Source organism: Ruegeria sp. AD9, from assembly GCF_056542305.1.
Genome location: NZ_JBQFZP010000012.1, coordinates 56,696 through 82,656 on the forward strand (window position 1 = coordinate 56,696; position 25,961 = coordinate 82,656).

A 25,961-nucleotide genomic window follows, 5' to 3' on the forward strand; every position below is an offset into this window, starting at 1 on the left:
GGAGCCCTTTCTACTTTATTTGCCTTGCCCGGCCACGCTCTCCGTGCCGCGGGTCAGATAATATGCGCCGAGGATCGGCAGGAAGGTCACCAGCACCACGACCATGGCAACGACATTCGTCACGGGGCGCTGACGGGGGCGCACCAGCTCTTCCAACATCCAGATTGGGAGCGTCTGCTGCTGCCCGGCGGTAAAGGTGGTCACGATCACCTCGTCAAAGCTGAGGGCGAAGGCCAGCATGCCGCCCGCCAGAAGCGCCGTGGCGATATTGGGCAGGATGACATAGCGGAAGGTCTGGAAGGTATTCGCGCCCAGATCCATAGAGGCCTCGACCAGGCTGCCCGAAGTCCGCCGGAACCGCGCCACCGCGTTGTTGTAGACAACCACGATGCAGAAAGTCGCGTGGCCCAGGACGATGGTCCAGAAGCTGAACGGGATGTCCCCCAGGTTAAAGGCCGCCCGCAGCGAGATGCCGGTGATGATGCCGGGAAGTGCAATCGGCAGGATCACAAGCAGCGAGATCGTCTCGCGACCAAAGAACTTGGCGCGTGCCACGGCCGCCGCGCAGAGCGTGCCCAACAGAAGCGCGATCACGGTCGAGATGCTGGCAACCCGCACCGACAGGGAGAGAGCCTCCCAGACGTCCGGACGCTCCCAGGTGACGGCGAACCATTTCAGTGTCAGGCCGGGGGGCGGCCATTGATAGGATTTGTCCTCGGTCGTGAAGGCATAGACGAAGATCAACAGGATCGGCAGGTGCATGAAAGTCAGCCCCGCCCCTGCTGCGAGTTTCAGGCCGAAGGAGGCGCGGTCAGAGTGCATCGAAAGCCCCCTTTCGTTGTGCGACATAGAGATAGACGCCCATGATCAGGATCGGAACGATGGCAAAGGCGGCCGCAAGCGGAATATTCCCGGCCGTGCCCTGGAACTGATAGACCGCCTGACCGATCATCCTGGCCGAGGTGCCAACGATCTGCGGAATGATGTAGTCACCCAGCGTCAGCGAGAAGGTAAAGATCGACCCCGCAATGACACCCGGCAGCGCGAGCGGCAGCAACACATGGCGAAAGGTCTGGCCCGGCCGGGCGCCCAGGTCTCCGCTGGCCTCGAGCATCGAGGCCGGAACGCGCTCGAGCGCCGCCTGGATTGGCAGGATCATGAAGGGGATCCACACATAGAGGAACACAAGGAAGGTGCCGGTCCAGCTGACCGAAAGCGAGTTACCGCCCAGCACCGGGATCGAGAGGTAGGCCTCGAGCAGCCAGGTCAGGTGCAGCTCTGCAAAGACCCAGCTCAGGATGCCCTCCTTCGCAAGGATCAGCTTCCAGCTATAGACCTTGACCAGATAGCTGGACCAAAGCGGCAGCATCACGCCCAGATAAAACAGCGCCTTCCAGCGCCCACGCGCGAAACGCGCGGCGTAATAGGCGACCGGAAAGCCGATCACCGCGGCCGCGATGGTCACGCTGGTCGCCATCACCACGGTGCGCAGGATGATATCCAGATTGGCCGGGCGGAATAGCTCGCCATAAGTGCGCAGGGTGAATTCGTAATTGATCAGGCCCGAGAACTCGTCAATCGAGAAGAAGCTTTGCGCAAGCAGCGCAAAGAGCGACCCCAGATAGATCACGCCAAGCCACAAGGCGGGCGGGCCGATCAGCAGCAGAAGCAGAACCCGCGGCCTGCGCCAGAGCAGATCCGACAGGCGTCCGAACGCGCCGTTTGGGCGTGCGTCAGCCATTAGCGCCCTCCATCAGGTAAAGCGCATCGGCCTCCCAGGACAGGTGAACAGTCTGACCCGGCACCGGTATCTCTGCGCCTTTGGGCAGAAGAACGGCGACCTGTTCGCCATCCCAGTCCAGCGAAACACGGGTCGCCGAGCCCAGAAAGGCGCAGGACTGCACCGTGGCCGCCGGGCCTTCACTGGTCAGGCGGATCGCCTCGGGGCGCAGGCTGGCATGGGCCGATTTGCCGGTCAGTTTGCGGACCAGCTCTGGGTGGAGCACGTTGGAAGAGCCCACGAAATCCGCCACGAACGGCGTGTCGGGGCGGTCATAGATATCCTCGGGCGAGCCGATTTGCTGGATCTTGCCCTGATCGAAAACGGCAACCCGATCGGCCATCGACAAGGCTTCGCTCTGATCATGGGTGACAAAGACAAAGGTGATGCCCAGCTGCCGTTGAAGGCTTTTCAGCTCTTCCTGCATGGCCTCGCGCAGCTTGAGGTCCAGCGCGCCCAGCGGCTCGTCCAGCAGCAGAACCTTGGGGTTGTTGACCAGCGCACGGGCCAGCGCGACACGCTGACGCTGTCCGCCGGACAGGTCCGAGGGCTTGCGGCCGCCATAACCCGGCAGTGCGACAAGCTCCAGCGCCTCTTCGGCGGCGCGGCGGCGCTCGGCTTTGCCCAGCCCCTTAATCATCAACCCGTAGGCGACGTTATCGGTCACGCTGAGATGGGGAAACAGCGCATAGTCCTGAAAGACGGTGTTCACAGGGCGGCGATAGGGCGGCACGCGCGAGGATTCCGCTCCAAAAATCTCGATCTCGCCAGAGGTCGGCTGTTCGAACCCGGCGATCAGCCGCAGGCAGGTCGTCTTGCCCGAGCCCGACGGGCCAAGCATGGCAAAGAACTCACCGGGCGCAACCTCAAGGTCTACGCGGTCAACAGCTTTCACATTTCCGAAATGGCGGGAAACGCCGCGGAATCGGACGGCAGTAGTCATGGTGTCTCTCTAGGATAGCAGTCTGCCGCCCCGCAGGACCGGGACGGCAGAGGTTTCAGGTCAAATCAACGGCCGCCAATGACGCCGATATAATCCGAGACCCAACGATAGTAGGGCACACATTCGCCCTGGCTTTCACATTTACTGACCGGGGTCTGCCAGAACGCGATACGCTCGAAATCGTCAAAGCCGTTCTTGGTGCAGCCCTCGGCATTCTGCATGCCGCGGCCATCGGTACAGGCGGCGGGCACAGCCGGGTTGGCACCGAACCAGACCGACAGGTCGCTCATAAGGTTCGAGCTCAGCGTGTGTTCCATCCACATATAGGCACAGTTCGGATGCTCGGCATCGGCATGCATCATGGTGGTGTCGGCCCAGCCCGTTGCGCCCTCGACCGGGATGACCGAGGCGATCGGTGCGCCATCACCCTGCAGCAGGTTCACCTGGAACGGCCACGAGCCCGAGGCCGCCATGCCTTCGTTCTTGAAGTCGTCGATCTGGATGAAGGCGTCATGCCAGTAGCGGCCGACCAGCTTGCGCTGACCGCGCAGCAAATCCAGCGCAACCGCATATTGCTCTTCGTTCAGCTCGTAGGGCGATGTAATGCCCAGCTCCGGCTGGTGATGCATCAGGTAGAGCGCGGCATCGGCGATGTGGATCGGTCCGTCATAGGCCTGCACGCGGCCCGAGTTGCTCTGCCCGTCCGGCAGGGTCTGCTCTTCAAAGACCACATTCCACGAGGTCGGCGCGTTGCCGCCAAAGGCCTCGGTGTTATACATCAGCACGTTCGGGCCCCACATATAGGGCGTGCCGTAATGCTTGCCGTCGACGGTATGCCAGGGTGCGCTTTCCAGACGCGGGTCCAGAGTGCCCCAGGACGGGATCAGCGCCGGGTTGATTTCCTGAACCCGACGACCGGCAATCATGCGCAGCGACGCGTCGCCCGACGCGGTGACAAGGTCAAACCCGCCTTCGTTCATCAGCGCGACCATCTCGTCCGAGGTGTTCGCGGTTTTGACATTGACCATACAGCCAGTGGCGGCCTCGAAGCCGGTCACCCAGTCGAAGGCCTCCATCGTTTCGCCACGCTCGATATAACCGGGCCAGGCGACGATGCTGACTTGGCCTTCGCCCGCGCCGAGCGAGGTCATCATCTCGGCATAGACCGGCTGAGCTGCGATACCGACCGCAAAGGTCAGCATGGTGCAGGATTTCAGATAGCGTTTCATATCACTCCTCCCAAAGTTCGATATGTTTTTTGAAAGGATGCGCCCTGCGGCCAGATATCGCAAATTCAAAAATCAGATGGTTAGGTATCGTTTCTTCCGATGCCTGACACCGTCACCGGACCCCGGACGCGGTTAGTGTCTGCATCATCGTGATAAACTCGCGCGTGGCTTCGGACATTCCGGCGCCTTTGCGCCAGACCAGCCCGACCTGGACTACCGGCAACGTCCCGGAGACATCCCGGCTGACGATGCGATCGCCCTCCAGCGACCAAGGCCGATAGACCAGATCGGGCAGAATCGCGACGCCCGCCCCGGTTGCCACAAGCGACCGAACAGCCTCGACGCTGCGGGTGCGGAAGGCCAGCTTGGGCCGTTTACCAAAGGCCGAGAGTAGCTTGACCGCCTCCTGCTCCATCTCGTCGACATCCAGAACGATCAGGGGTTCATCCGCCACATCCGGCAGCGCGATGCTTTGCTGCTTGGCCAGCGGGTGGTCGATCGGCAGCCAGAGGCGGAAGGGCGACACCTCGAAAATTTCGGACTGAAGCGCGTGAACATTGCGCAGGTTGGTCGTCACCATGACAGCGACGTCCAACTCCCCGCCGACCAGAAGATGCTCCAGATATTCCCCGGTATCTTCGATGGCGGTCACCTCGACATCCGGATGAAGGCGCCGGAATTTCGACAGCATCTCGGACAAAACATAGCCCGCCGTCAGAGAGGTCACGCCAAGGTTCAACTGCCCGCCAACGCGCTTTGAACCCTCGGCCAGCACGCGGGTCGCATTCGCAACCTCCGCCAGGATCGCGGTGACGCTGCGCTGAAACCGCCGCCCCTCCGGCGTGATGTGTAGGCCGCGGGGGTGGCGCTCGAACAGCTTCACGCCCAAGATCGCCTCAAGATCCTTGATCGCCTCAGTCACCGCGCTCTGCGAGATCGACAGCGAATGCGACGCGGCGCTGATCGAGCCCATCTCGGCAGCTGCAGCGAAATACCTGATCTGTTTCAGCGTGAAAGACATGGCCCCAACCATGCACATTGCGGGACACAATTAGAATAGGAAACCATTTAGCCAATGGTTATTGCAAGTGGTGGCCACATCCCCTTTTGTGGCGGACGTTCTGGCCGAGAGTTCACGATTTTCGTATCCGGGATCGGCGGAGATGCACGATGGAACCAACTTCCCTATTGCCGTGAAATCGCAAAGCGGATGTTCGATCGCTACGCAACATCCGATGTTTTGGGCCCAGACCGGCCCAATGCGCCCGCAGCGTGTTCCAAAGAACAAGCAATCGTACAACGGCCATTCAAACTGCCTGTAAAATTCAGGCGTCAGCGCTGTGCTGATGTCTGGGTTTGGCGGGAGGATTGGAGGGCGCACAATGCCAAGAGTCCAACTTCCCGCTGTCACCCCGAAACGAAGAGCCTGGAACAAGGGCCAGATCATCGGCCAGAAACGGCCGCTTTTCCCGAAACAGGTCTGGGCGATCCGCGCGCGGCTCGAGCTGGCGGGCAACCTGCGCGATCTTGCGCTGTTCAACGTGGCCATTGATAGCAAGCTTCGCGGATGCGATTTGATGAAACTGGCCGTCACCGATCTGGTGAGGGATGATCGCGTTCGCGAATGCGTGTCCGTGATCCAGAGCAAAACCAAGCGGCCCGTTCAGTTTTAACTCTCTGAAAACACGCTGGATACCATTGCCGCATGGATCAAGTCACCGGAGATGCTCGGCGGCCGTTTCATGTTTCCCAGCAGGTTTCATGACCGCCCGCATTTCTCAACGCGCCAATATGGCCGGCTTGCGAGGGATTGGGTTGCCGCAATTGGGCTGGAACGCAGCGGATATGGCACCCATTCGCTGTGCCGGACCAAAGCAGCGGAGATATACCGCAAAACCGGAAACCTCAGAGCGGTTCAACTTCTGCTCGGACATACCAAGGTTGACAGCACTGTCAGATACCTTGGCGTCGAACTTGAAGATGCGCTGAGCATCGCCGAGCAAATCGACATTTGAACTATGTTGGCGGGCGGTTCTTGCCGTTCGCCAATCCTGAGCGGGCCTGCATTCGCGGTACAGCGGTAGTTCGGATCGAGCCCGAAGTCACGAATATCCATCTGTATGGGCCCAAAAGCGTAGTTGGCTGAAAATTCTGTCTACTACAACCCAAATGAGACACGGCAAATTACCGGTCAGGCCACGATAAGCAAAGCCTCGCCTAATACTAGTTATCTGGTAAGATGTCACCGGGAGGGCAAGAATGGTAGAGGATTTTAAACGGTGGCTAGAGCGGCTAGAGCTCGGAAAATATAACGATCTGCTGGTAGAAAACGAAGTAGCGCTGCTAGATCTTCCCCATCTCACCGAACTGGATCTGAAGGAACTTGGTCTGCCGCTTGGACCACGTCGCCGATTGCTCGCTCATGCGGCCAAGTTGGCACAACAGAGCCCTGAAACAACGGCCGAAGACGGCGATCCGGCGGTTCCAAAAGCCGACCAATCCCCCGAGCGACGCCAGCTGACCGTGATGTTCGCCGACCTGGTCGGTTCAACATCCCTGTCGGCAAAACTAGACCCAGAAGACATGCGCGAGGTGATCCGGGATTTCCAGAATGCCGTTGCTGGAGAGATTGCGCGCCTTGACGGTCACGTTGCCAAATTCATGGGGGATGGAGCGTTGGCATATTTCGGATGGCCTAGAGCACATGAAAACGAGGCTGAGCGAGCGGTCCGGGCTGGCATTTCGTCGCTTGAGGCTATCCGACGCCTGCGCGCGCCGGACGGATCGGCCCTGTCAGCCAGGATTGGAATCGCCACCGGATTGGTGGTGGTCGGTGACCTGGTTGGCGAAGGATCAGCGCGCGAAGAGGCCGTGGTGGGTGACACACCAAACCTCGCAGCGCGCCTTCAAGCGCTGGCGATGCCAAACCAGATAGTGGTGGCCGAGGCGACTACTCGGTTGCTGGGCGGCTTGTTTGAGCTGGAAGACCTGGGTCAGCAGAAAGTGAAGGGCCTTAGAGTTCCAGTTGCCACCTATGCGGTGATCGGTGAGCGAACACTGGAGAGCCGTTTTGCTGGGCGTAGTTCGGAGGTTTTGTCAGAGATCGTTGGCCGAGATCAGGAACTGGCGTTGTTGATGGAACGATGGGGCCAGGCATGCAAAAGCGAAGGGCAAATGGTCTTGCTGACGGGCGAGGCCGGGATTGGCAAGTCTCGCATAACACAGGCTCTGTTCGACGAACTGCAAAACCACGACCACACGAAGATCCGCTACCAGTGTTCGCCCTACCACACTGACAGCGCCCTCTATCCAGCGATCCAGCAATTGCGCCTGTCTGCCGAGTTCGCTGCACAAGACGACAACGACGCGAGGCTGAACAAGCTTGAAACCTTGCTGGGACAAGGGACGTCGAACACGGCCGACCACGCAGCGCTTATTGCACCTTTGTTGGCCCTCGACGCGGAGAGCCGCTACGGAGTTTCAGATCTCAGCCCGGAGCAGTTGAGGTCTCGTATGCTCCAGGCGTTAATCGATCAACTCGTGGGTCTCGCGGAGTCACGACCGGTTTTCTTTGTCATAGAAGATGCCCACTGGATTGACCCAACAACATTGGAACTAGTTGAGCTGGCTTTAGATGCGGTTGCCCATTCACGCATCCTAGTTCTCATGACCGCTCGCCCCACTTTCGAACACGGGTTCGGTGGCCACCCGGTTGTTACCCGCCTGATGCTGAACCGTTTGGGCCGATCCCAGGTCGCTGACATTGTGGCCCGTGTTTGTGGTGGCAAGCACCTGCCTGATCCAGTGCTCGATGAAATCGCGGCCAAAACCGACGGCGTCCCGTTGTTTGTCGAGGAAATAGCAAAAGTGGTGCTGGAATCCGGTGCCGTGCGAGAGGAAAACGGAGCCTTTGTCTTGGCAGGACCGCTCAGCGCGCTGTCCATCCCGGCAACGCTCCACGATAGCTTGATGGCGCGCCTGGATCGGTTGCATCCGGTCAAGGAAGTTGCCCAGATTGCATCGGTGATCGGAAGGACTTTCGACTACGGAACGCTTGCTCAAATAACCGCTCAATCGGACACTGAGGTGGCATCGGCGCTGGATCGGCTGGTGGAAGCAGAACTGGTCTTTCGCCGTGGTACACCACCCGAAGCCAACTATCTTTTCAAACATGCGCTGGTGCGTGATGCAGCCTACGAAAGCCTTTTGAAGTCACGTCGCCAGGTAATTCATGCCGACCTTCTCGCCGCGCTTGAAGCAAAAGGTGACGTACCTCCGGAGATTTTAGCCTACCATGCCGAACAGGCCGACGCCACGGAACGGGCGATCCAGTATTGGGTACAGGCCGGCGATGAGGCGTTTGCGCGTCCGGCCCACCGTGAAGCCATCAGCCACTTCGAAAGCGCACTGCGCCTTGTACGCGGTGCAAAAGATGGTGATTTCGACAGGGAACGTGAACTGGAGCTGCTGTTACGGCTCAACCACACGAACATGGCTGGGCGTGGCTACGCGCATCCCATCACGGTTGACGGCTTTTCCGAAGCGCGCCGCCTTGTTAATAGCATTGGCGAGTCACCGCACCGGTTCCCCATCTACTATGGCAACTGGGTTATCAATCATGTCAGTGGTCAACAGGCAAACGCACTCGAAATTGCCGAGGAAATGTTTGATGCAGCTTCGGGAGACCATAACCCGGATCACTCGTTCATGTCCGCCCGATCCTTCTACCTGAGCCGAACTATGACCGGTGCTTTTGACACTGCGGAGAGAGACTACGAACGGGTGCTTGAGCTGTATGACTCAGATCGCGAACCGGATCTGACTCGGCAGTACGGCCAGAGTCCCCATCTGGGCCTGCGATGTTACCGCGCGATTGGTCTGGCCTGTCGTGGGTTCCCAAACAAGGCATGGGACGAGATGATCGGCGTCCCGGAGCGTTCTGAACAGCTGGGTCACTAAAACACCATTGGCTACGCTTATACCCACTACGGGTTGCTTGCCTGGTTGCTTGGTAAGCCCGAAACAGTCGAAGAATTCAGCCGCCGAGCGATCCTGGTAACGGAAGAGCACGGGTTGGTGATGTGGAAGGGGATCGCCATGCTGGTTTTGGCGGCCGTGTTACCATCGAGGGGCCTACCGGAAGAAGCTGTCGATTTGATGGAAAAAGGCATGGCAAAATGCAAAGAATCAAACACAAATATTTATGTGCCCTACCTTTATTCCCATCATGTCGGCAATTTGTTGGCCGTGAACCGATATCAGCAGGCGGCGGAGGCGCGGGACAAGGTCATCGGCATGCTTCGGCAGGGTTCGGAGCGGTGGGCAAATGCCGAGATGATCTGCTTGCTCGGCGATGCCGAAAGAGCAGGGCAAGGTAGCGCTTCTGCTGCCATGGAATTCTATATCCAGGCGCTTACACTTGCCCGAGAGCAAAAGGCCAAACTTTGGGAGCTGCGCACCTCGGTCGGGCTCGCGGACCTGATGCGAAACGAGGGTGACACCAACAGTGCCCGCGATTTGCTATCGCCGATCTATACTTGGTTTAAGGAGGGTCACGACACTCCGGATCTTACCGAGGCAAAGCGGCTCTTGGATGGTTTGTCTTAACTCAGCGGCATCAACTGTAACAGCTATCGGCGCCCCCATAATATCCAATGCTGGGGCCGGGCGCATGCTTTGAGATGGTTCAGATCATCAAGTCGTTCTTTGTCCGCAAGTTGGCCGGACCATTTCACGGGCCCGGACATTAACCGATCCTAGAGCCGCCGTTCGCGCACGGCGCAGCAGATTCAACTAAGAGCCCAAAGCGGAATGCAACATGCTCGACAACCATTCAGTGCGAAACAAAATGTGCCATTAAGAAATCTAACCCATCACTAAATGCATTCACCGCCATCGATAACCAAGGCTTGCCCCGTCATAAAAGCGGATTCATCTGAAGCTAAATAGACGATCCCATGGCCAATCTCTTCAACTGTCGCCCATCGACTCATAGGGATCGCCTGCTCGATGTAGCCTTGCAGTTTGGCACGACCACCCATCTGCTTTTCGAAGCCTGCATTGAAGGGGGTGTCTACAAATCCTGGACAAAGGGCATTGAAACGGATTGCGTGGACAGCGTAGTCGGCTGCCATCTGCCGGACCATCGCAACAGCTGCGTGCTTTGTAGTCGCATAGGCGATCATACCCCGGTCGTATTGAACCCCTGAATTGGAAGCAGTGACGATCACGCTGCCTCCACCTTGTGATTTCATATGGGGGACGGCAGCGCGCGCGGCAATGAAGTGAGCGCGGACATTCAATGCCCAAGAAGCATCCATTCCATCTGGTTCCACTTCTTCCAGCGTTCCTTCGATCTGCAACCCAGCATGAGAGTGCAACACGTCAAGCCGACCGAAGTTTTTTACTGCTTCGTCTATGGCTTTGGTAAGGGCATCGTCATCGGTCACATCAAGCTGTATGGCAGATGCTTGATTCCCCTGCGCAACGATCGCGGCCACAGTGGCTTCAGCAAGTGTTGCATCGCGATCCGTTACCACAACATGCGCACCCTCTTGTGCCATTGCCATTGAACCTGCCCGACCAATTCCTGATCCCGCGCCCGTCACGAGCGCGACTTTACCTGCAAGCCGCATTTCACTTGGCTCCTTTATTTAACTATTCGATTTTGAGGCGCCTCGGCGCAAAAGCAGTTGCGCTGCAACGAGCAACAAGAGCGACGCGCCCATAACCATAGCGCCGATGGCATTGATCTCGGGAGTTACGCCGCGCCGGATGGATGAGAATATGTAGATTGGCAGGGTTGTCTCCGAGCCAGCTACGAAGAACGCGATGATGAAATCATCAAATGAGAAAGTGAAGCTGAGCAGAAAGCCTGCCAAAATTGCCGGTGCTATCAACGGCAGCGTCACCTGCCGAAAGGTGCCCCAAGGCGTCGCAAAGAGGTCAGCCGAAGCTTCCATGAGGGCACGGTCCATACCCGATAGCCTTGCACGTACGATGATTATGACCAGCGCCATTGTGAACATGGTGTGTGCGGCGACAAGCGTGGGCATCCCCATGGAAAGTTGCGGGGGATTTGCTCCATCGGACCATAGGCTCGCAAGAAGCGGGTTTAGCCAGCCGAATACGGTGACTAGGGCAATGAGTGTCGCGATACCGATGACGATACCTGGTATCATTATCGCAATATAAATCATCGCATCGAACAAAGTTCGGAGCCATCCCTTAACCCCTTGTAGTGCGATGGCCGCCATGGTTCCGAGTGTGGAGGCGAGGCAAGCAGTTATGAATGCCGCAAGCAGACTGGTCTCGAGCGCGTCCATAACAAATGGGTTGTTGAGCGCTTTGCCATACCATTGGGTCGAGAACCCCATGAACTGGCTTGCGTGTCGTCCGGCATTGAAGCTGAAAAGCGCGATGATGCCGATTGGAATATAGAGAAAAAGGTAGACGCAAATCGCGTATAAGCGCATCGGACCCTCACATCAGCGAGACATCTTCGCGCTGGCCACCCAGGCGCGAGATGAATTTCATGTAAATTGAGACAGTGACAAGCATTACGACAACCAGCGTCATTGCGACCGCCGATCCGTACGCCCAGTTTCGAGACTGCAGGAACAGGTCCACCAGCGCATTTCCGACGAAAAAGACCTTTCCGCCGCCCAAGATCGCTGGGATCAGAAACTCGCCCATCAGCAAGATGAAGACCAGCATGCAGCCTGTTGCGATACCAGGTACCGACAGAGGAAGTGTCACCTGACGGAACGTACGCCATGGGGTAGAGCCGAGATCAGCCGATGCTTCCAGAAGGCGTTTATCCAGTTTGTCCAAGCTTACAAAAATCGGGAAAACCATCAAAGGTAGATACCCATAGACAATCCCGACAAGCACAGCGAAGGGCGTATTTATCAGGCGGATATCATCGATGCCGATTGACTCCAGTAAAGCGGGCAAGCCACGCCCCCCAAGGATGAAAATCCATGCGTATGACCGGATCAGGATCGATGTCCAGAACGGCACGATCACCAGGATCAACAGCGAAGTTCTCCACTTTGGTGAACAACGCACCGCAAGAAAGTAGGCGAGCGGGTAGGCAATTAACAACGCAGCGATAGTCCCCAGAGGTGCAAGGATCAAAGTGTTCTTAAACGCCGTCCATCGGGCAGGAAGGTTGGCATATTGTTCGAAAGTGAACGCTGGAACATAGCCTCCGGCGGCACCCCGTTCGCCAAAGGAAAAGACGAAGACGACCAGCAGAGGAAGGGCAAGCATTACCAAAAGCCAAACCCCTGCCGGTGCCAGCAACAGTGCTTTTCTGCCTCGTTCGGTCATATTGTCCTCGTCTTTTCCGATATTGGCGGCCTTACCGCTTAGGCCGACTTGAAGCGGGCGAGCAACTCGGCACGGTTTGGATCGGTTAGCGTAGCCGCCGCGCCAAACTCGAGCGCATTCAGAAGGTCGGCTGCCGGATAAAGGATCGGATCTTCCAGCAATTCCTTCGGCAGCAACGCATTGGTGCGAGCATCAGCCGATGGATAGCCATGAGCGAGGACTTCTTTCGCATTAACTTCCGGGTTCAGCAGGAAGTCGATCAAGGCATAGGCGGCATCCAAATGGGGCGCGCCCTTCGGAATAGCATAGTAGTCGGACCAGAGTTCACCGCCCTCGGCACCCAGAACGTAGGCGATTTCAGGCATGTCGACGTTCATCTGCTTTCCGTCACCTGTCCAGCACATCGTCATCCAGGCGTCACCGTTGCGCATCGGTGGCTGATAGTCAGACGAAATTGCAAACAGATGCGGCTTAGCATCCAGCAACAATTTCTCTGCATCGGCCAGTTCCTTCTCATCGACCGAGTTGAAGGAATAGCCAAAATACTTCAGGGCATTACCGATAGTGGTGAGTTGGTAATCGTGCACCATTGTCCGGCCTGAGTAACCCGCCATAGTCAGGTCCCAGAACTCTTTCCATGTGGTTGGAGTCGTAGCGCCATCAAGCTTGCTGGTATTCACTGCAAAGCCGGTCGTGCCCCAGTTTTTCGGCACCGCGTAAAGCTGGCCATCGACAGAACCAGCATCGGAAAAGCGCTGTTCGAATGAACCTGCGTCGTAGTTTGGCAGTTTGGACGTATCGAGCGGGATGATCAGATCTTCGCCCACATACGTAGTGATCGTGTAATTGGTTGGAACGAACACGTCCCAGCCAGAGCCTCCGGCCTGCAGTTTTGCCAACATCTCTTCGTTCGAGCCAAAAACATTGACCTGAACATGGGCGCCGGAGGCTTCCGTGAAGGCTTCGAAGTTCATCTCGTCATGGTAGTTCGGCCACGTGGCGAGGATCACTCGGTCGCCAATGTCTCCGGCAGCAAATGCCGGGCGTGGACGCAACCCAGGCATGGCCGTGCCCAGAACGGCCGTTGCCATCCCAAGACCTGTCACGCCCAAAAAATGTCGCCGGGTGACCGAACCCTTTTGGTACCGGCGAAGCTCTTCCATGAACTTTTGCTTGGAAATAGTCCCGTTATCATTGGTCATCGTGAACCTCTCTGTTGTTGGATTGCGGGAATTGTTATTTTTCAAGGATCAGCAGTGCGCCTTCGCCCCATGAGACAAAGGCTTGCTCTCCTGCATTGAACGTCCCCTCGTTCAATTCCGCTTGCCTTGGAACAAGCACGTGGAAATCACCCAGTGCTTCGTTGCGCGCAAGGTATTCTGTGTGCTCCCCAAGGAAGATCCGATTTTGAATGGTAACTGGCAGAGCAATTTCAGCTGCGGGCAGCGCGCGGGTCAGCGTGATCTGTTCAGGACGGATACTGACGCACACTTCCTGTCCTGCATCTATTGGAATCTCCGGAGTTCCGTGCACCTTTTGGCCACTCGCTAAACGCACAGTGATTTGGTCGGCTACTGCGTCAGTTACAGTTGCATCAAAGAAATTCGAGGTGCCTACAAATCCAGCCACGTAACGGCTGCGGGGCATGTCATAGAGTTCGCGTGGGCTGCCTACCTGCACAATACTGCCACCTTCCATCACACAAATTCGGTCGGACATTGAAAGCGCTTCTTCTTGGTCGTGCGTGACGAGGACAAAAGTTATTCCCAGTTGTCGTTGCAGGTTCTGCAGTTCAAACTGCATTTCTTTTCGAAGCTTTCGATCCAGAGCAGCCATTGGTTCATCGAGCAGCAAAAGCTTGGGCTCGTTTACGATCGCACGCGCCAAAGCGACGCGTTGCTGCTGACCACCAGACATCTCCCAGATGCGACGTGGGCCAAACCCACCAAGACGGACAGTTTCCAGCGCCTGCTTAACCTTTGTCGCGATTGTTTGCTTGTCTATGCGTGGTCGTTGTTGGCGCAGGCCGTACGCGATGTTGTCGAACACGCTCAGGTGAGGAAAAAGAGCGTAGTGCTGAAACACCATGTTGACTGGGCGATGGTGCGCATCCAAGTCGTTGACGACTTCGCCATCGAGCAACACCTGACCTTCGGTTGGTTTCTCAAAACCTGCCAGCATTCTTAGTGCTGTGGTTTTGCCGCAACCAGATGGGCCCAAGAATGACAGAAACTCTCCTTTCCCAATGGAAAGGTTCAGGTCTTTGGCAGCGACCACATTCCCGAAGGTCTTGGTCACTCCTCGGAGTTCCGCAATCGTCTGCATGGTGACGCTCATGTCAAAGCTCATATACTGCCGTTTTCCTTTTGCTTGATTTTTTGGCATTTATTGGCATACCACTCAAACAAGAAAAAAGTAACAATAACTCGGAATAACTGTATATACCACAATTAGAGTATAGAGGTTCTTTTCGAGAATCTGGAGCGGCGTGTGTACGATTGGATGGAAGAGGCCGGCAGGGTCGTGGAGAAGATCGGAACCCCAGAATTTCCATGTGCTTTGGCAGATGGCTTGCGGCAGGTCGCACCATTCGATTTTACAGTGGTGTTTGGCCATGTCGGAACCGAAGCACCGATAGACCTTCACGACGATTTTCCCAAAAGCAAACGGCGTATTTTTGTTGAGGATTACCAAGCGGGGCCCTACGTACTTGATCCATTTTTTTTGGCCGCGACAAAACCGATAACACCGGGTCTGTACCGCATGCGCGATATCGCACCGGACAGGTTCTATCAGGGCGAATACTATCGCAGCTATTACAAAAGGACTGGGTTAGCAGAGGAGATTGGCTACTTTATCGATATCCCAAGCACTGGGATGGTTGTGGTCTCGCTCATGCGATCAGTGAAACCTTTTTCAGCCAAGGAAATTCGTCATTTGCACGCTCTATGGCCGCTCGTTCGGGCAGCCTGTTGCAAACATTGGAGTGACTTTCCAACGATGACCCGCGGCGCCGCAGCAAATGGCGTTAGTCGTCGCGTCGATCTTGCTTTCCAGGCATTTGGCGATGGCGTTCTGACGCCACGAGAAAGAGAAGTCGTTGAGTTCACGTTGAAGGGCCATTCGGCAGAAGCTGTCGGCACAATTCTCGGCATCTCTCCAGGCACAGTCCGCATCCACAGACGCAACATTTACGCGAAACTTAGGATCAATTCGCAGGGTGAACTTTTTTCAAAGTTCATTGAAAAGGCACTTTAAAAGGTTCCTTGAATACCCGCTTTGTCCGCTCCTCGATGGTCTATCTCGGCTGCGGCGATAGTGTAGTTTCAGTTCTAGTCAACGCAACGCCTGTCAACGACCGCTCTGGCGACACCGACTGCTACGCAGCATACGACCTGCTGCACCCGCGAACAAATGCTGCGCCAGCAACAAGTTCGAACATCAATGTCGGGAAAGTCCGCATTGCAGTCTTCGTCGATCCGGACCTCGAAAGGCAGAATTTCGCAACCAACGGATGATTTACAGCGTCGTAACGAACCGCGAACATCGCTGAAGCGGTTTTATGTGAAGCGATCTCTGGTTTAGTGATGGCCGCTGAATGGAACAAATACGAAAGGCTGCCTCGCGGACTCTGCCGACATTGCCGTTTCCGGTGTTTGCTGACGCAGCATTTGCTCACGAGCGCAGTAGGTTTTTCGCTGCGATGCAGCCCTTGTCGCCAGAGCAGTCATTGTAGATCGCGGTGCAGTGGCGAGCGGAGCTGTTGTTTGCAGCGGAAAAGCTCCTGTTACTTCGGGTCGGTCAAGAACTCTAAAAGTCTTCTGGTGTTGTGGGGCAATGTCGTGCCCTTTGGGTAGCATAGGTGATACGACTTCTTGGTTTTCAAACTCATGGTGCCGACTCGTACCAATGCACCCTCGTCAAGTTCCTGTTGCATCATTGGCAGATGCAGGAGTGCCACTCCTTGCCCTTTCCGCGCCATGGCGACGGACTCGATGTAACTGTCGCATTGAAGGACCGGCCAGTTTTTGATCTCGGAGTTCCAGAGCTGCTTCAAACATAGCTGCCAGTTTATCCAGTCTGGGTTCATATTCACGAACTCAAGCAATGGCGGCCCCTCCGACTGCGGGTCGCTGCCCGAAAACATGCCTCTATGATCTGCCACTTCAGCGACTGCTGGTTTGGCAGCCGCGATCAATTCGCAGTCGAAGATCTTCACGCATTCCAGATCGGGTACGTCACCATCGCAGAACAGGACAACCAGATCGTGTGAGCCAGATGTGAGCTCGGTGGTGCTGTCTGTGGTCGTCACACACACGTTGCACGCACTCTCGCTGCGAGGAAAAGCCTTGAGGCGGTCGTAGAGCCAATACATGGATATTGTTGTGCTGGATGCTATGCGGACCGCCGGTTCCTCCGGGGCCTTGATCTTGCGCACCGCATGATCAAGGAAGTCGAGCGCAACTTCGACGTCCGACGCAAATTCCTTGCCAGCACTGCTGATCTTCAGATTTCGTCCGTCTCTGGAGAATAGCTTGACGCCGAGCCAGCTCTCGAGCCGGTGGATGCGCTTGCTGATTGCGGCTTGGGTCACAAACATCTCTTCTGCGGCAACGGTGAGGCTCTTGTTGCGCGCAGCGGCCAGGAAAAAGACAAGGTTGTCGAGTGGCGGCAGTGTTTTTCGGTGGTTTTTCATTCCCATTTGTTATGGGTTTTGTGGACAAATTTCAACATTCTCTGCCTTGGATACTCGAACTACGCTTAGCAAAAAAAATGTCAACGCACGACGTGCATGGAGAGAGAAACGTGATCGAAAATCACGCGATATTCTCAAAAGTAATCCAAGAGTTTAGTCGCCAAGGGAGGAGAAAATGGCAATGACGAAAGGAAAGGGAAAGCACCCCGTACTGAAGCAAGCAATTCAGGATATCCAGGCTGACAAGATCGACCGCCGGGAGTTCCTGGCCATAGCAAGTACCTTCGGCGCGAGTGCTTCGTTCGCATACGGTGTGCTTGGGCAGCCGCTGCCGGCAATGGCGCAAGAAACTCCCAAGCAAGGCGGTGTTCTCAAGATTGGGATGTTGATCTTTGATTTGAAGGACCCGCGAACATTCAACCAGGCAGAAATGGGCAACGTCGCTCGCCAGTTCCTTGAACCCCTTGTGCGTTGGGACATGGATTTCACCTTCAAACCGATGCTGCTTGAAAGCTGGGATGTCTCAGACGATGCCAAGACCTACACGCTGAACGTTCGCAAAGGCGTGACATGGAACAATGGCGATGATTTCACGGCGGATGACGTGGTCTTCAATATCACCCGTTGGTGTGACGGGAATGCCGAAGGCAACTCCATGGCCGGACGCATGGCGGCATTGATCGATCCGGAAACCAAACAGGCAAGCGAGGGTGCCATCGAGAAAATCGATGCGCACACTGTCAGGCTGAACCTGAACCGCCCGGACATCACCATCATTCCCGGCATGTCGGACAACCCGGCCCTGATCGTTCATCGAGACTATGATCCAGCAATTGGCCTGAAGAATGCGCCGGTCGGAACCGGCCCGTTCGAGCTTGTGAGCCATGAGGTCAGCGGATCCGCTGTGGTCAAATGCCGAGAGAATGGTAGTTGATGGGGCGGCGACATCTATCTGGATGGGGTTGAATTCCTCGACTTCGGCACCGATCCGGCGGCGACAGTGGCCGCCTTCGAAGCAGAGGAAATACATGTCAACGACTGGACAGACGCCGAGTTTGTCGAGGTCATGGATGGGTTGGGCCTTGTTCGGAAAGACAAGGCAACTGCCAACACGATCGTTGCGCGCATGCGTCCGGAGAAAGCGCCCTATGACGACCAGAGGGTCCGCAATGCCGTTCAACTCGCGGTGGACAATGCTGTGATCCTCGAACTGGAATATGCGGGACACGGAGCAGTTGGCGAAAACCATCATGTCGGCCCCATGCATCCGGAATACGCAGAACTACCCAAAATCGCGCAGGATGTGGAAAAGGCGAGGTCTCTGCTGGAGGAAGCAGGGCGCAGCGGGACGGAATTCGAACTGATTTCCGTAAGTGGCGACTGGCACTCGACCACATCCGACGCAATTGCGGCGCAGATGCGCGATGCCGGGTTCCAGGTCAAGCGTACGGTCCTGCCTAGCGAGTCGTTCTGGAACAACTGGACGGGGTACGACTTCTCAACAACCAATTGGGGCGCGCGGCCACTTGGTGTGCAAGTTCTTGGCCTGGCATACCGCTCGGGCGAGGCGTGGAATGAATCCGGGCACGCCAATCCAGACTTCGATGCCAAGCTGGACGAAGCTGTCGGAACTTTCGATGCCGACAAGCGGCGGGGAATGATGTCAGAGCTGCAAGCTATGCTGCAATCCAGCGGCGCGATTGTTCAACCATTCTGGATGAACGAGTTCCTGCATCACGTTCCTGCCGCGAAGAATTATGAACGACACCAGTTCCGCGAAATCCATCTGGAGAATGTCTGGATCGATGCGTGAGTGTGTTTCAAGCGGCTGACTGTTTGAGGCCGTAAGCAACAAAGATTGGCAGGTTTTGGAGCATCGGTTTCGGGAAGAACTGCTCTGGCCTGCCGGTCCGCACAAAATCGATAAATGTCCGGCGGTGTCTCAAGGCACCGGCAAGCGTTTCTATTGGAGTTCCAATTGGCACAAAATGTCGTCCTCACGTCTGACGAAGCTCGTGATCTTATCCACAACGCGCTGACCGGCAGCGGCCCCTCACCCGAGAATGCAGGTTACTTCACCGAAGCCATTCTCGATACGGAACTTTCCGGGTTGGAGGGGCACGGGTTCTACTGGCTGCAATACTACTGCTCCCATTTGCGCAGCGGAAAGGTGGATGGAACGGCTGTCCCGCAGGTCGAGAGGCTCTCCGACACCAGCTTTCGTGTGGACGCGCGGCATGGTTTCGCGCATCCGGCGATTGAGGCGGGGGTCAAGCAGCTGGTACCGGCGGCTAAGGCGCATGGGGTTGCGGTGCTGGGTATCTACAATTCCTACAACGCCGCCACGCTGGGGTTTCACACAGGCTACCTGGCACGTGCTGGTCTTCTGGCAATTGGCGCAACAAATGCCGTCCCCAATCTGGCACCGGTGGGTGGTAAGACGCCGATCATCGGCACCAACCCGATCTCATATGCAGTGCCGGCACCGGGCGGTGAAATCGCCTTTCTGGTCGACCAATCCGCAACGCAGGTGGCCTGGACAGCCGTAAAGCGTGCCGCCGAAGCCGGTGAGTCGATCCCGCTGGGCTGGGCACTTGATGAAGATGGCAACCCAACGACGGATGCGGAGGCCGGGCTTGCTGGGTCTATGGCGCCTGCGGGTGGGGTCAAAGGGTTCAGCATCGGGCTAATGGTTGAGGTTCTATGCGCCGCTCTCGCCGGGGGCAAGCTGGGGCCGGATCAAGGGTCTTTCACCGATGATGACGGAATGCCCATCGACAACGGGCAGTTCTTTATTGCCCTTGATCCGCAGAAGTTCTCCGGCGGGACTTTCGATCAAACAATCACCGCGCTGGTGGCCTCGATCACCGAACAGGACGGCGCAAGGCTACCCAATGCGCGGCGTGAGGCAAACAAGCTGCGCTTGGCGGAAGAAGGCTTGAAGCTGGAATACAATCTCTACAAGAATTTGGAGGCCTACACATGAGCGTCACCATCACAGACGTCAAGGTTACCCCTTTGGCGTTTCCCTTGAAGCAACCCTACATCTGGTCACAATCGATGCTGGAGCATTTCATGGTGAACCTGATCGAGGTCACAGCCTCGGACGGGACCACCGGCTACGGCGAGTGCGCGGTTGGGCCCGACCAAATTGGAACCATGCACATCCTCAACCGGCTAAAACAGGGTTTTATCGACGAGAACCCTTACAATTGGGTTGCCCTCAAAGACCGTGTCTTTGCCGATGCCTATATCGGCCAGGCAACCTGGACCATGCGCGCCTATAACCAGATGATGACCGGGTTTGACTTTGCGATTCTTGACCTGATCGGCAAGCTCGACAAACGCCCTGTCCATCAGGTGCTGGGCGGCGCCCACCGCGAAAAGGTAGGTTATTTCTTCTTTATGCAAGGCAGCAGCGCAGAAGCATTGGCACGTCATGCCGCTGAGGGTGTCGAGGCAGGCGAGCGTATCTTCTACATGAAGGTCGGACGCGGGGAAGCTTTGGATATCGACATGGTGCGCGCCGTGCGGGCTGAAATCGGCGATGCGCGCCTGCGCCTTGATGCGAACGAAGCCTGGGACATACAGGCAGCCATTCGCATGTGCCGGAAGCTGGAACCCTTCGACATCGACTTCATCGAACAACCCACCCCCTGCTGGTCGATTGATGCACTTGCGCAGGTGCGAAACTCCGTCGGCATCCCGATTGTTGCGGATCAGGCCGCCTTCACGATCTATGACGTGTACGAGATTTGTCAGAAGCGCGCGGCTGATATGATTTGTATCGGCCCCGTCGAAACCGGTGGGATCCAGCCGATGTTGAAAGCGGCGGCAATTGCCGAGGCGGCAGGACTCAATATCTGCATTCACAGCTCCTTTTCCACGGGCATCACCACAAGTGCCGAGTATCAGATCGGCAAATTGATCCCTAATCTGGACGACGGGAACCAGATCATGTGCCAGCTTCTGAAACAGGACATCGTGGCCTCTCCCGCATTCGCGCCGAAACAAGGCTGGGTGCATCTGGCTGATGCCCCGGGCCTGGGCATCACGCTGGACAAGGGCGCACTGCAAACGGCGCGCGACACCTTTTGCGATATTGCCTCGTCTTGAAGCCTTTGTTCGGCCGAGCCTGGGAAACAAACCGACATGACTGAAGCACCCGCACGATCCAAACGTCGCTCTTCGAACAAGCGTGGCAAGACCATTCCACAGTTGCCCTGGGGTCAGCCAAGATATCACTACCCCCTTGTGGAACCGCTGATGCATGAAGACGTGCTGAAGACGCATGCCAATGCGTTGCGTGTCCTGGAAGAGATCGGCATCCGCTTCCAGGATGAGGACGCAGTCGCCATCTTCGCAAACGCAGGATGCATCATCGGCGAGGACGCAACGACTGTGCGTATTGGTCGTGACGTCGTCGAACAGGCCCTGAAGACAGTGAAATCACAGGTTGTCCTGACGCCCAGAAACCGGGAACGCGCTGTCACCATCGGTGGAAATCACGTGGCCTTCGCGTCGGTTCTCGGTCCGCCCTACTGCTCGGATGTCGAGAGGGGGCGACGCCAGGGCACGTTGGAGGAATATTCCAACTTCGTGCGCCTGGGTCAGTAATTCAACGTCATCCACATGATCTCCGGTGCGCCGGTCGAAGCCATGGACATCCCCCTTGAGACGCGCCACCTGTATGGCACACTCAAGACTCTCGAGCTTTCGGACAAGGTTCCGTTCGTTTTTTGCCAGGGCCGCCAGCGCATTCATGACGCCCTGGACATGATCGCGATGGCCAAGGGCATGGACCGCGACGGCCTGATGGAAGAGCCATCGACATTCACGATCATCAACTCCAACTCGCCCCTTCAATACGACAAACCGATGGCGGGCGGCCTGATCGAAATGGCGAAACATAACCAGTTGGCGATGATCACACCGTTTTCGCTTGCCGGCGCCACCCATCCGATCTCTCTGGGTGCGGCGAATTCGCTCGCCGTGGCCGAGATGCTGGCGGCGCTGACACTGACACAGCTGGTCAGGCTGGGCGCGCCTGTGGCGTCTGCGGCCTATACGATGAATGTGAACATGCTGACGGGCTCGCCGGGGTTCGGATTACCGGAAACGAACAAATCCCTGCAGATCGGATCGCAGATGGCCCGGTTTTACGGCCTCCCCATAAGGTCATCGACTTTCACCTCCTCGCCAGCCCCCGATGCGCAGGCGATCTATGAATCCCTGGGGATGCTTTGGGATTCGATTACGTCCGGAAGCAATCTCGTCATGCACGCTGCCGGCTGGCTCGAGGGCGGGCTTCGGTCTTCGTTTGAAAAGTTCGTGCCGGACGTCGAGATGCTTCAGATGATGGTCAAGTATCTGGAGCCCGTGTCCGTGAACGACACGTCCCTGGCGTTCGATGAGATCAAGGCGGTCGGTCATGGCGGGCACTTCTTTGACACCGAGAGCACGATAGAGAATTACAGCACCGCGTTTTATGAGCCCATCGTCGCTACCGCCAAGAATTTTGGCCAGTGGGAAGAGGATGGCAGCCTGGACGCGACGCAACGCACCCATCTCGTATACAAGAAAGCCTTGGACGCCTATGTGCAACCTCAACTGGACTCTTCGACCAGTGAAGCTCTTGAGGCCTTTGTCAAAAGGCGAGAGGACCAGGGCGGCGCTCCAATAGATCTATAGTTCAGAGACCGGGCAGTGCTTCACGTCTGCGCCAAATGCAATTGTCCCATGCGTTTTTGTAAATTGCACTCACTTTTCCAGAGGCGTACAAATTGCATTCGATAACACCGCGCGTTGGCCAACCTCTAGCCGGTCGGTCGCACTTGGATCTTTCGCCCATAGAGAATTGCATAGCTTTCGATGAACGGCGGCTTGTCCCGCCGCGCTATAGCGACGTCCTTCGAGTCGTCGCAGCGATGATATCTCTGCGAGCGCACGCAGCGCGAAAATCGAATTCACGGGTTGGGCTCATTCTGGGCTTTCTCTGCACCTGAGACCAATGGCAGATGTCACTCTGCTCTGACGCGATGGAATACCTTTGAGTCGCCCCACATAATTTGTCAGGCGACACATAGTTCTGCCACCAGCGACAGAACCTTGACTTTTTTGCCTCACTTCCTTCATCCAGCACCTAGACCGATTTCATTGATCCTGACTTCCTTTTGGTAAAATCAGGGCTGATTTGCAGATCAGACGCCGACGGCGCCTGTTCCTGCTGATCTGCCACGTGACGAACACGGATGGGGCGCGCCTCCCCATTTCCAGTTGGGCTCGTATGCTGTGAAGTCCCGGTTCAACAGGTTCGGAGCGATATTGAAGGCGTTATTGCAGTCGGTCGTCACTTTGTATTACTTCGATCTCTCGACTCGTATGCCATTTTCACGCATCAGCCGACCAACACGACGATGCCCGACGCTCAGACCAAGTTCCTTCAACTCGTCAGTCCTTCGTGGACGGTCGTAGCTGCTCAGGCTGAGACCAGATCGCTCCTGGACATGAGTCAGCACGACCACGTTGGTCCGCTGCCTTTGGCTGGCTGGGCGGCTGCGATAAGCGCGCTGGATACATGAGCTGACATTCAGAGCTTGGCAAAGGCGGTTAATTGGGAATTCGCTTCCATGCTCTTAGATGAAACTAAACCTCATGGCTTCTGGCTCGCGAAGTAGGTTGTGGCCTTTTTTAGAATACCCCTCTCCTCATTGAGAACCCGGTTCTCCCGTCGAAGTCGCTCGTTTTCACGGGCGAGGTCCAGATCCTTGTCCGACACAACGCCGGCGTTACGATGCGCCGGTACCCACTTGTTCAGCGTCGAAAGGCCAATACCTAAGTCTAAAGCAACCCGCCGACGTGTCAGCCCGCTCGTCAGCGGAGTCTACACTGCATCAGCACGGAAATCGTCCGTCCGTTTCAGTCCCAAAGTCCGTCTCCTTTGCTGCAATAAGTGCCATCAAAGGAGCGGCATCAAACCGCGACACGTCCAGATCGGGCTTGAGAGCGATCGGATTTCGATTGCATTGCAAGTATTACTAGCCGGGATAGCCCCTGTCTGAATCTTTTGTAGAGCTGAGCAATGCACCTGGGCTGCAATCCATTTGAACTTATCCCGGTTAGGGCAACCTGCCTTCCAGAACGACTGAACGTGCAAAGCGTCCCGACCCGTCGAACCATTGTGTCGGCACGATCTCACTCAGGTCTCGGCGTCCGTTTCGTTCATACTGAAACTGAGCGAAAGCCTTGTTGCCTTTCCCATGGGTCTTGTTCGGTTTCGATGGTAACCAATTTGTGAAATTGACCGGCTCTCCGGTGTACCACCGCCAGCCTGTCACGGCATTTTCTTCCTTTGGGTCCTTCCGGAAGCCGAAATAGGGGCCAGCCTTGTAACTGGTGTTGGTTCGACTGTCATAGCCTTGTTCAAACAAGGCCGGATCATGGGCGATCATGCGCACCACGAATGCGTTCTCGTCAGCCGATGTCAGGGATGCAAGATCGATGCCACAGCTCTCGGCGAGGCGGCGCGCGTCGTCGATCGAGCCGGAATAAATCATGGCGATGTAGAAGCTGCCCCGGTACTTGCCGTAGATGCTTTTCCGCAGCCCAAGGCACCTGAGCACCGTTATAATCTCTTCATTCTCACCCAGCATTTCAAGGTCATCCGGCATTTGACGCACGGCAAATGGATTGCTGACAAAACTATCGTCGGCACCATCCTGCCATTCCATTCGCAAGCTTGCCAGAACGGCCGCATCGACATAGCCCGTCGGATCAAGTCCACTGGCCTCCTGCAAAGCCTTTAGTCCCGCCCGCGTCTTCGGTCCGAATGCGCCGTCCGGCACACCGACCTCGAAACCGGCGGTATTGAGCGCCTCTTGCAGTTGCTGTTTCCGTTCGCGGCCCGGTAAAAGGAAATCCTCCATTGTGGACAGATGGCCCTGTTTCTTCAGCCACTCCGGTGTAATCTCGGCCATGCGTCCCAGAATCTTAGGCTCGACGATGGTGGCCGCCCGGTACTTGCCAGCGACCAGCGACCAGCCACGCATGGTGTTCACTTTCATCGCGGCGCTGATTGCAGTGTCACGGGTCGCAAGGGGGCGCACGGCGGAGGGCATGGCCGTCTGGTCCGCAGGTGCCACCATTGCCACCTGTTCGACCTGTGGCACAAGGTAAATGTCTTCGCCAGGCAGTGAGCCATATGTAAATGGCTCCTGGAATCCATCCGTAAGCTCCACCACCCGATCGCGCACCCGGCGAAACATTTTCCCAAGCTCCAACCCCGGCTGTTCGATATGTTCCAAAAGTGCCGTCGCATAGGGGCTGTTCCGACCGCCCCCGTCCTGCGCCAGCGTTCCACCACGCGCGGCATAGCCCACGACAACCCCACCGGGTTCCACTGCGGCCAGCCCACGCCCGATCGACCGAGTGGCCGACGCGCGCGACATCTGCGCAACGAAAGGATTGTTGCGGCAGGCATCGACCAGAACCAGCTTCAGCCCCGGCGTATCGGCAATCGAATTCACGATTGCATCCAGACGGATGGCCTCGAAGTCGACATCGCGGTCGCTATTCAGGGCCGCACTCACCGGGATCAGGTAGTTGGTGTTCTCGATCTCAATTCCGTGGCCCGCGAAATAGACAAGCGCCACATCGGCCCCGGCGGCGGTTTCGGTAAAGTCCCGAAGTGCGATGCGCATACCGTTGTAATCCAGGTCCAGACCCGTGGTGACCTCGAACCCTATACGTGCCAGCGATTTCGAGATGTCCTGAGCATCATTGACCGGGTTCTCCAGACTCGAGACATGCTGATAAGCGGAATTGCCAATGACTAGAGCCACGCGTTTTTCCGTCGCCGCAAAGGCCGCTGCTGAAATGGTGCAGATCAGTGCAACGGCCAGCAGAGCGCAGCGTAGAGCCAGACCCGAAAAAGACCGGTATATCATCATGCGTCCCCCGCCTGTTTGCCGAGGGGTTGGA

18 protein-coding genes and 4 pseudogenes are annotated in these 25,961 nt (G+C 56.8%); 9 read left to right on the forward strand and 13 right to left on the reverse strand.

From position 1 onward, the window contains the following. Positions 1 to 15: 15 nt before the first annotated feature. From ACR0AM_RS16100 to ACR0AM_RS16120, 5 genes are all read right to left on the reverse strand, one after another. Complete coding sequence (locus ACR0AM_RS16100; RefSeq protein ID WP_480521406.1) at positions 16 to 822, reverse strand: ABC transporter permease; 807 nt, start codon at positions 820 to 822, stop codon at positions 16 to 18. Then, positions 812 to 1,741, reverse strand: a complete 930-nt coding sequence (locus ACR0AM_RS16105) for an ABC transporter permease (RefSeq protein WP_209598102.1) — start codon at positions 1,739 to 1,741, stop codon at positions 812 to 814. The genes ACR0AM_RS16100 and ACR0AM_RS16105 overlap by 11 nt, the downstream gene beginning before the upstream one ends. Continuing rightward, on the reverse strand, positions 1,734 to 2,723 hold the full coding sequence (locus ACR0AM_RS16110; RefSeq protein ID WP_480521408.1) for an ABC transporter ATP-binding protein: 990 nt from the start codon (positions 2,721 to 2,723) through the stop codon (positions 1,734 to 1,736). Before ACR0AM_RS16110 ends, ACR0AM_RS16105 begins: the two co-directional genes overlap by 8 nt. 65 nt (positions 2,724 to 2,788) lie before the next feature. Continuing rightward, a complete protein-coding gene (locus ACR0AM_RS16115) occupies positions 2,789 to 3,952 on the reverse strand; it encodes an ABC transporter substrate-binding protein (RefSeq protein WP_480521410.1) in 1,164 nt (387 codons plus the stop codon). Positions 3,953 to 4,064: 112 nt separating this feature from the next. Further along, positions 4,065 to 4,973 carry a LysR family transcriptional regulator gene (locus ACR0AM_RS16120; RefSeq protein WP_480521412.1) on the reverse strand — a complete coding sequence of 303 codons (909 nt, stop codon included), beginning with the start codon at positions 4,971 to 4,973 and terminating at the stop codon, positions 4,065 to 4,067. Between the two features lie 361 nt (positions 4,974 to 5,334). On the opposite strand from ACR0AM_RS16120, the pseudogene ACR0AM_RS16125 reads away from it, so the two are divergent. The 3 genes and pseudogenes from ACR0AM_RS16125 (at position 5,335) to ACR0AM_RS16135 (ending at position 9,559) form a co-directional block, all read left to right on the forward strand. Next, positions 5,335 to 5,967, forward strand: a pseudogene (locus ACR0AM_RS16125) (tyrosine-type recombinase/integrase). A 244-nt stretch (positions 5,968 to 6,211) separates the two neighbouring features. Beyond that, on the forward strand, positions 6,212 to 8,911 hold the full coding sequence (locus tag ACR0AM_RS16130; RefSeq protein WP_480623454.1) for an AAA family ATPase: 2,700 nt from the start codon (positions 6,212 to 6,214) through the stop codon (positions 8,909 to 8,911). Between the two features lie 45 nt (positions 8,912 to 8,956). Further along, positions 8,957 to 9,559, forward strand: a complete 603-nt coding sequence (locus tag ACR0AM_RS16135) for a hypothetical protein (protein WP_480623455.1) — start codon at positions 8,957 to 8,959, stop codon at positions 9,557 to 9,559. A 269-nt stretch (positions 9,560 to 9,828) separates the two neighbouring features. Here ACR0AM_RS16135 and ACR0AM_RS16140 read toward each other — a convergent pair whose 3' ends face one another. From ACR0AM_RS16140 to ACR0AM_RS16160, 5 genes are read right to left on the reverse strand one after another with little or no spacing between them, the layout of a single operon-like run. Continuing rightward, positions 9,829 to 10,587: an SDR family NAD(P)-dependent oxidoreductase gene (locus tag ACR0AM_RS16140; RefSeq protein WP_480607194.1), complete on the reverse strand. Its 759-nt coding sequence runs from the start codon at positions 10,585 to 10,587 to the stop codon at positions 9,829 to 9,831. Positions 10,588 to 10,605: 18 nt separating this feature from the next. Beyond that, complete coding sequence (locus ACR0AM_RS16145) at positions 10,606 to 11,427, reverse strand: ABC transporter permease (RefSeq protein ID WP_480623456.1); 822 nt, start codon at positions 11,425 to 11,427, stop codon at positions 10,606 to 10,608. Positions 11,428 to 11,434: 7 nt separating this feature from the next. Then, positions 11,435 to 12,286, reverse strand: a complete 852-nt coding sequence (locus ACR0AM_RS16150) for an ABC transporter permease (protein WP_480623457.1) — start codon at positions 12,284 to 12,286, stop codon at positions 11,435 to 11,437. A gap of 38 nt (positions 12,287 to 12,324) precedes the next feature. Beyond that, positions 12,325 to 13,488, reverse strand: coding sequence for an ABC transporter substrate-binding protein (locus ACR0AM_RS16155; protein ID WP_480623458.1), 1,164 nt, complete (start codon positions 13,486 to 13,488; stop codon positions 12,325 to 12,327). A gap of 34 nt (positions 13,489 to 13,522) precedes the next feature. Next, a complete protein-coding gene (locus ACR0AM_RS16160; RefSeq protein WP_480623459.1) occupies positions 13,523 to 14,623 on the reverse strand; it encodes an ABC transporter ATP-binding protein in 1,101 nt (366 codons plus the stop codon). Between the two features lie 153 nt (positions 14,624 to 14,776). Here ACR0AM_RS16160 and ACR0AM_RS16165 point away from each other — a divergent pair, with 153 nt between their 5' ends. After that, the gene (locus ACR0AM_RS16165; RefSeq protein WP_348540160.1) at positions 14,777 to 15,544 is read left to right on the forward strand and encodes a helix-turn-helix transcriptional regulator; all 768 of its coding nucleotides are present in this window, start codon (positions 14,777 to 14,779) and stop codon (positions 15,542 to 15,544) included. Between the two features lie 8 nt (positions 15,545 to 15,552). Continuing rightward, a complete protein-coding gene (locus ACR0AM_RS16170; protein WP_480623460.1) occupies positions 15,553 to 15,804 on the forward strand; it encodes a hypothetical protein in 252 nt (83 codons plus the stop codon). A 269-nt stretch (positions 15,805 to 16,073) separates the two neighbouring features. On the opposite strand, the gene ACR0AM_RS16175 is transcribed toward ACR0AM_RS16170, so the two are convergent. Further along, positions 16,074 to 16,982, reverse strand: coding sequence for a LysR family transcriptional regulator (locus tag ACR0AM_RS16175; protein ID WP_480623461.1), 909 nt, complete (start codon positions 16,980 to 16,982; stop codon positions 16,074 to 16,076). Positions 16,983 to 17,481: 499 nt separating this feature from the next. On the opposite strand from ACR0AM_RS16175, the pseudogene ACR0AM_RS16180 reads away from it, so the two are divergent. The 4 genes and pseudogenes from ACR0AM_RS16180 (at position 17,482) to ACR0AM_RS16195 (ending at position 22,673) form a co-directional block, all read left to right on the forward strand. Next, a pseudogene (locus tag ACR0AM_RS16180) lies at positions 17,482 to 18,795 on the forward strand (ABC transporter substrate-binding protein). 165 nt (positions 18,796 to 18,960) lie between these two features. Then, the gene (locus ACR0AM_RS16185; RefSeq protein WP_480623462.1) at positions 18,961 to 19,968 is read left to right on the forward strand and encodes an Ldh family oxidoreductase; all 1,008 of its coding nucleotides are present in this window, start codon (positions 18,961 to 18,963) and stop codon (positions 19,966 to 19,968) included. Then, positions 19,965 to 21,098 (forward strand): mandelate racemase/muconate lactonizing enzyme family protein, encoded by a 1,134-nt coding sequence (locus tag ACR0AM_RS16190; protein ID WP_480623463.1) that lies wholly within the window; start codon positions 19,965 to 19,967, stop codon positions 21,096 to 21,098. Before ACR0AM_RS16185 ends, ACR0AM_RS16190 begins: the two co-directional genes overlap by 4 nt. 36 nt (positions 21,099 to 21,134) lie before the next feature. Beyond that, positions 21,135 to 22,673 (forward strand): annotated as a pseudogene (locus ACR0AM_RS16195) (trimethylamine methyltransferase family protein). Positions 22,674 to 23,242: 569 nt separating this feature from the next. Here ACR0AM_RS16195 and ACR0AM_RS16200 read toward each other — a convergent pair. Continuing rightward, positions 23,243 to 23,859, reverse strand: a pseudogene (locus tag ACR0AM_RS16200) (IS3 family transposase); the annotation flags it as partial. Between the two features lie 241 nt (positions 23,860 to 24,100). Beyond that, complete coding sequence (locus ACR0AM_RS16205) at positions 24,101 to 25,930, reverse strand: caspase family protein (RefSeq protein ID WP_480623464.1); 1,830 nt, start codon at positions 25,928 to 25,930, stop codon at positions 24,101 to 24,103. Positions 25,931 to 25,961 lie beyond the last annotated feature (31 nt).

Bases quoted from the DNA above. Each gene is read 5' to 3' on its own strand.
- ACR0AM_RS16100 (WP_480521406.1), bottom strand. From the start codon at position 822: ATGCACTCTGACCGCGCCTCCTTCGGCCTGAAACTCGCAGCAGGGGCG.
- ACR0AM_RS16105 (WP_209598102.1), bottom strand. From the start codon at position 1,741: ATGGCTGACGCACGCCCAAACGGCGCGTTCGGACGCCTGTCGGATCTG.
- ACR0AM_RS16110 (WP_480521408.1), bottom strand. From the start codon at position 2,723: ATGACTACTGCCGTCCGATTCCGCGGCGTTTCCCGCCATTTCGGAAAT.
- ACR0AM_RS16115 (WP_480521410.1), bottom strand. From the start codon at position 3,952: ATGAAACGCTATCTGAAATCCTGCACCATGCTGACCTTTGCGGTCGGT.
- ACR0AM_RS16120 (WP_480521412.1), bottom strand. From the start codon at position 4,973: ATGTCTTTCACGCTGAAACAGATCAGGTATTTCGCTGCAGCTGCCGAG.
- ACR0AM_RS16130 (WP_480623454.1), top strand. From the start codon at position 6,212: ATGGTAGAGGATTTTAAACGGTGGCTAGAGCGGCTAGAGCTCGGAAAA.
- ACR0AM_RS16140 (WP_480607194.1), bottom strand. From the start codon at position 10,587: ATGCGGCTTGCAGGTAAAGTCGCGCTCGTGACGGGCGCGGGATCAGGA.
- ACR0AM_RS16145 (WP_480623456.1), bottom strand. From the start codon at position 11,427: ATGCGCTTATACGCGATTTGCGTCTACCTTTTTCTCTATATTCCAATC.
- ACR0AM_RS16150 (WP_480623457.1), bottom strand. From the start codon at position 12,286: ATGACCGAACGAGGCAGAAAAGCACTGTTGCTGGCACCGGCAGGGGTT.
- ACR0AM_RS16155 (WP_480623458.1), bottom strand. From the start codon at position 13,488: ATGACCAATGATAACGGGACTATTTCCAAGCAAAAGTTCATGGAAGAG.
- ACR0AM_RS16160 (WP_480623459.1), bottom strand. From the start codon at position 14,623: ATGAGCGTCACCATGCAGACGATTGCGGAACTCCGAGGAGTGACCAAG.
- ACR0AM_RS16175 (WP_480623461.1), bottom strand. From the start codon at position 16,982: ATGAAAAACCACCGAAAAACACTGCCGCCACTCGACAACCTTGTCTTT.
- ACR0AM_RS16190 (WP_480623463.1), top strand. From the start codon at position 19,965: ATGAGCGTCACCATCACAGACGTCAAGGTTACCCCTTTGGCGTTTCCC.
- ACR0AM_RS16205 (WP_480623464.1), bottom strand. From the start codon at position 25,930: ATGATGATATACCGGTCTTTTTCGGGTCTGGCTCTACGCTGCGCTCTG.